This window comes from Nitrosomonas communis (assembly GCF_900114745.1).
Classification (GTDB): Bacteria; Pseudomonadota; Gammaproteobacteria; order Burkholderiales; family Nitrosomonadaceae; genus Nitrosomonas; species Nitrosomonas communis_A.
Genome location: NZ_FOUB01000132.1, coordinates 1 through 4,162, shown reverse-complemented (window position 1 = coordinate 4,162; position 4,162 = coordinate 1). Strand labels below are relative to the sequence as shown.

Genomic DNA, 4,162 nt, shown 5'->3' with positions numbered 1-4,162 from the left:
CACAGGCAAAGGCGAGATGAAACCTCACCGCCAGATGTTGCCAAGTAGCCGACAGATCCGTGGAATGACACAAATGATGGTCGATCAGAGTGGGGGTCAGGAAACCAGGCAACCCTTACGGTACCAGAGCCCCATAATTGCTCATTCAATGATTGAGTCAAGCTATTATTGAAATCTGGTACACGTATTCTTACTGTCCGAATGCACGATCAGGCCAGGCGGTGGCCGGCGTAGCCAGATCGCCATTCGTCATGCATCACAAACCAGTGTTGCTTTCATCCGTGAGCTCATACTCCAGCCCACCACCTTTCGGGAGAACAAATCGATGACAACCGCCAGATACAGCCAGCCTTCCTGAGTCCAAATGCAGGTAATGTCGCAAACATAGACTTGATCCGGTCTGGCAACCGTAAATTGCCGATTCAATTGGTTCTCAAACACTGGCAACGGGTGATGGCTGTCCGTCGTCATCTTGTACTTCTTCCGGTGTTTCACTTGTATCCCGGCTGCTTGCATTAGTCTGCTCGCCTTCCAGCGACTAACCCGATAGCCCAAGGCATTTAGCGCTCGTTTCATCCTGCGACTGCCATAGGTGTAATCGCATGATTTTGCAATATTCTGCACAGCATTAAGTAGTTGCCTGTGGTGTAGATCATCCGGGCAATTGCAGCGGCGTTGTTCATAGTCATGAGTCAAGCACTGCGACTGACACCCAATAGCCGGCACATCAGGCCGACCGGGTAGGTCTTTTTCTTTTGGGTGATGAACGAATACTTCACTTCGTTTCTTTCGCGAAAAAGACCGCCGCCTCCTTTAGTATTTGCCGCTCAAGCTTTAATTGCTTGTTTTCTATAGCAAAACCAGCTAGAAATGATTCAAAGAGTATTCTCATTGTCTCATCTAGCACAAATGGGCATACGCCAAAGCACTGCGTAAACAACAAAACCGAACCGTTGAGATGCTCTTCAAATTTTATATATTCTGAATCATTCTTAACTGGTTACGCTATAGTTTAAGCCGCCGGATTTCTTCCTGCTCCGGTGTCAGTTTCCCATTACCGCGGAATGCCTGACCATTAGTATCCGCCTGGCTCTCCCTGATCCATCGCCCAAGCATGTTAGCCCTGATTTCCAGGCTTTTGGCAGCTTCTGCTATCGTTAATCCCTGATCCAGTACCAAGCTGATTGCATCCAGCTTGAATTCCTTTGTATAGTGTTTCCTAGGTTCCATTTCATCCTCCAATTAAGACTATTTTCTCTTAACTGGAGTGTCCGGGTCTATTAGACCATATCATTACTCTTCCCCCTCGGTTTTGACATCATCTTTGCGCTTTCGACACGTCATCAAAGGTTCACTCGCGTTCGTCTCTCTAACACTTACCTGACAAAGTCCAGCTTTGCCTTTTTCCTTAATGCTCACCAGCAAGGCTCTTTACCTTCGCAGCATAAGGCGGTTTGAAGCCTCCTCCTGTAAAGCGGCTCCGAGGGGCCCACCCTCATCTTTTGCGCAGCATGCACAGGCATTTTTTTTACGCAATACCTTGTGCTCGTGGCACACGAAGAGCGGTGTATCTTTCAGCAAAAAATTGAAGACTATGAGCGAGCAGGCCGCGTTATCGTTTACCTTGATGAAAGCGGCTTTGCGCACGACATGCCACGCACGCATGGCTATGCGCCAGTGGGTGAGCGCGTCCATGGCGTAAAAGACTGGCATGCACGAGGTCGAACCCATGTGATCGGCGCTCTCATCGGAAAGACGCTGCTGACCATAAGTCTGTTCATAGCCCATATCACCGCTGACATTTTCTATGCGTGGATAACGCAGGATCTTTTGCCTAAACTTCTGCCCGCTTGCGTGATTGTCATGGACAACGCAACCTTTCATAAACGGCAGGATATCCAAACTGCCATTGCCCATGCCGGGCATACACTTGAATACCTGCCGCCTTATTCCCCGGACTTAAATGACATTGAACCCAAATGGGCTCAGGCCAAAGCCATCAGAAAAAGGCAAGGTTGTTCCATCGAGCAGCTCTTTGCCGCTTATAAAATTTAAGTCATTTTATATGAGATCTGCTATACGTAGGGTGTGTTTGAGCGATTTGTTTTATCAGAGATTCATCCAGCAGCATCTTCAACTGGAGGGTGGTTTAAAATCTCATGATTGCCTGTTGAGCAGCATTTATATATTCACTAACGCACCAATTGGATAAGAAAGACGCTATGAATCGAGTTTTGTGTGCTTCTTTGTTCATTAATTAATCCCTCTCTTTTTACCTAAAGTCATATCCGAAAAGCGACCTATCTCATGCTCAATCTTGGCGATCTTGTGGCGTTTATTGTGGGTGTCCGTTGATTTCTTTATCTAGCACGCAAATTACTCAGCCAGTCAATTTCATTTTTTGCTTGGTCAGCTTCGATCCATCCCGCTTTGTTTCTGGTCTCGCATCCAATGACCCAAAGTTGATCTTTTTCCTTCGTCTGCAGGTAATGCTCTATTGCTCGGGCGGACTTTTAGGGCATGTTGCTTTTCTATACTCATAATTTTATGTTTAATTAAAAAAGCCATTTTTGGTAAGATGGCTATCTTGTTTTAATTAATCATGAACGATCACTTTTACAGCTCCAAGCTCAAGCTCGGATCCCCAATTCAAAAGTGCATTTGATTTTATTTCTTGAAGATTATTCCCGCTGATGTTGTATGCTTCTTCTTTATTTGCAAACTCCCCCGAGCCTGTTATCCCAGTGTATTGAGCCATCCACCCTTCGGTCGTATTGAACAGTTCTAAAACATTCTCAATAGAGGCTGTAAGACATTCATCTGAATCAAGAAATTTCAGCAAATCCTCTTGCGTAGTTTCTACTGCTTTCGGGTTTCTATATGGGTTAATTGACAAAACACCATTTTCAAGATTTAGAAACATATTTATCTCCTGCCTTATCCCAAGTTTTACTTGATCAGTTACTGATTAATCAGTATGAATACAATCTATTGATAATAATATTAAATACGATACATTTAGAATAAAATATGAATATATAAATAAGGTAGTCCCCCGGCTATGCCGGGGGACTATTAAAGGTTTGATCGTGTGATACGGTCACCGTGATTCTTTTAGCTTGATCAAGAGCTAGGAGAATCAAATGAGAGATTATCAGAGTTTGGCCCATACGACATGGGACTGTAAGTACCATATCGTATTTATTCCGAAAAGAAGGAAGAAAGTGATATTCGGAATGATACGAAAACACTTGGGAAAAGTATTTCACGAATTAGCTGCGCAGAAAAACTGTCAGATAGTAGAAGGACACCTGATGCCTGACCATGTACACATGTGCATCAGTATTCCCCCGAAGTATTCGGTATCCTACGTAGTAGGATATATCAAGGGGAAAAGTGCAATATCGATTGCGCGGAGATTTACGGGGAAATCAAGGAATTTCACAGGTGGTTATTTTGTATCCACGGTAGGATTAGTTGAAGAGATGGTCAGAGAATATATCCAGCACCAAGAGAAAGAGGATGAGCACTATGATCAGCTCAAGCTTGGGATGTGATGCCACCTTTAGGTGGCTCCAATTCTTGCCCCTTTGAGGGGCTAACAGTAATAAGCCTCCGGCTTTGCCGGAGGTAATTTAACTCTTTGCTTAAATCATTTCCACAAAAATATGAGGGAGTGCGTGGATAAATGAGCTTTAGGTATATCTTTTTCTGATTTTTACGGAATAAAAAATATGGGTATATCTATGGCATTAAAAGAAAAATTGGCTATAACTGAAGAAGAAGTTCTAGGGTCTGTTGACAATTTGAGATAACTATTTAATAAATAGGAGAAAACTCGTAATATTGAGGTTCTTATACCACCAATAAAACGAGTTTGCGATGCCCCGATTGATGCTCAGTGATGAGTTCTGGTCGAAGCTGGAGAAGATTCTGCTTCAAGAAGCGATTGATAACAAGCACAATCTGCGCATGACGGTAGAAGGCATACTGTATCGAATGCGGGTTGGCTGTCCGTGGCGAGACCTGCCCAAGGCGTTCGGCTGCTGGAATTCCATCTATAAAAGGGTTCATCCGGTAAATGCGTACTTTGAATTCAACCGACCAGAACATAACTGGTTTCATGCAGCGCCATAATTTTTAGCTTAAAGAATTCAACATC

General features: G+C 44.0%; 3 protein-coding genes and 3 pseudogenes. 3 read left to right on the top strand and 3 right to left on the bottom strand.

What is annotated here, in order from left to right; translation table 11 throughout:
* Positions 1-252: 252 nt before the first annotated feature.
* Both BM122_RS22015 and BM122_RS20500 read right to left on the bottom strand, forming a co-directional pair.
* Positions 253-850: pseudogene (locus tag BM122_RS22015) on the bottom strand (IS3 family transposase); the annotation flags it as partial.
* Positions 851-1,008: 158 nt separating this feature from the next.
* Positions 1,009-1,230, bottom strand: a pseudogene (locus tag BM122_RS20500) (transposase); the annotation flags it as partial.
* Positions 1,231-1,542: 312 nt separating this feature from the next.
* Between BM122_RS20500 and BM122_RS20495 the strand changes: the two are divergent.
* Positions 1,543-2,055 (top strand): transposase, encoded by a 513-nt coding sequence (locus BM122_RS20495; RefSeq protein ID WP_256212262.1) that lies wholly within the window; start codon positions 1,543-1,545, stop codon positions 2,053-2,055.
* Positions 2,056-2,596: 541 nt separating this feature from the next.
* Here the strand turns inward: BM122_RS20495 and BM122_RS20490 are convergent.
* The gene (locus BM122_RS20490; RefSeq protein ID WP_074907435.1) at positions 2,597-2,923 is read right to left on the bottom strand and encodes a hypothetical protein; all 327 of its coding nucleotides are present in this window, start codon (positions 2,921-2,923) and stop codon (positions 2,597-2,599) included.
* Positions 2,924-3,143: 220 nt separating this feature from the next.
* Here BM122_RS20490 and tnpA point away from each other — a divergent pair, with 220 nt between their 5' ends.
* Together tnpA and BM122_RS20480 are read left to right on the top strand one after the other, a co-directional pair.
* Complete coding sequence (gene tnpA / locus BM122_RS20485) at positions 3,144-3,557, top strand: IS200/IS605 family transposase (protein WP_074907433.1); 414 nt, start codon at positions 3,144-3,146, stop codon at positions 3,555-3,557.
* Positions 3,558-3,882: 325 nt separating this feature from the next.
* Positions 3,883-4,086, top strand: a pseudogene (locus BM122_RS20480) (transposase); the annotation flags it as partial.
* Positions 4,087-4,162: the final 76 nt, after the last annotated feature.

What these genes read in the sequence shown, in the direction of transcription:
- BM122_RS20490 (WP_074907435.1), bottom strand. Translation starts at nt 2,923, where the DNA reads ATGTTTCTAAATCTTGAAAATGGTGTTTTGTCAATTAACCCATATAGA.
- tnpA (WP_074907433.1), top strand. Translation starts at nt 3,144, where the DNA reads ATGAGAGATTATCAGAGTTTGGCCCATACGACATGGGACTGTAAGTAC.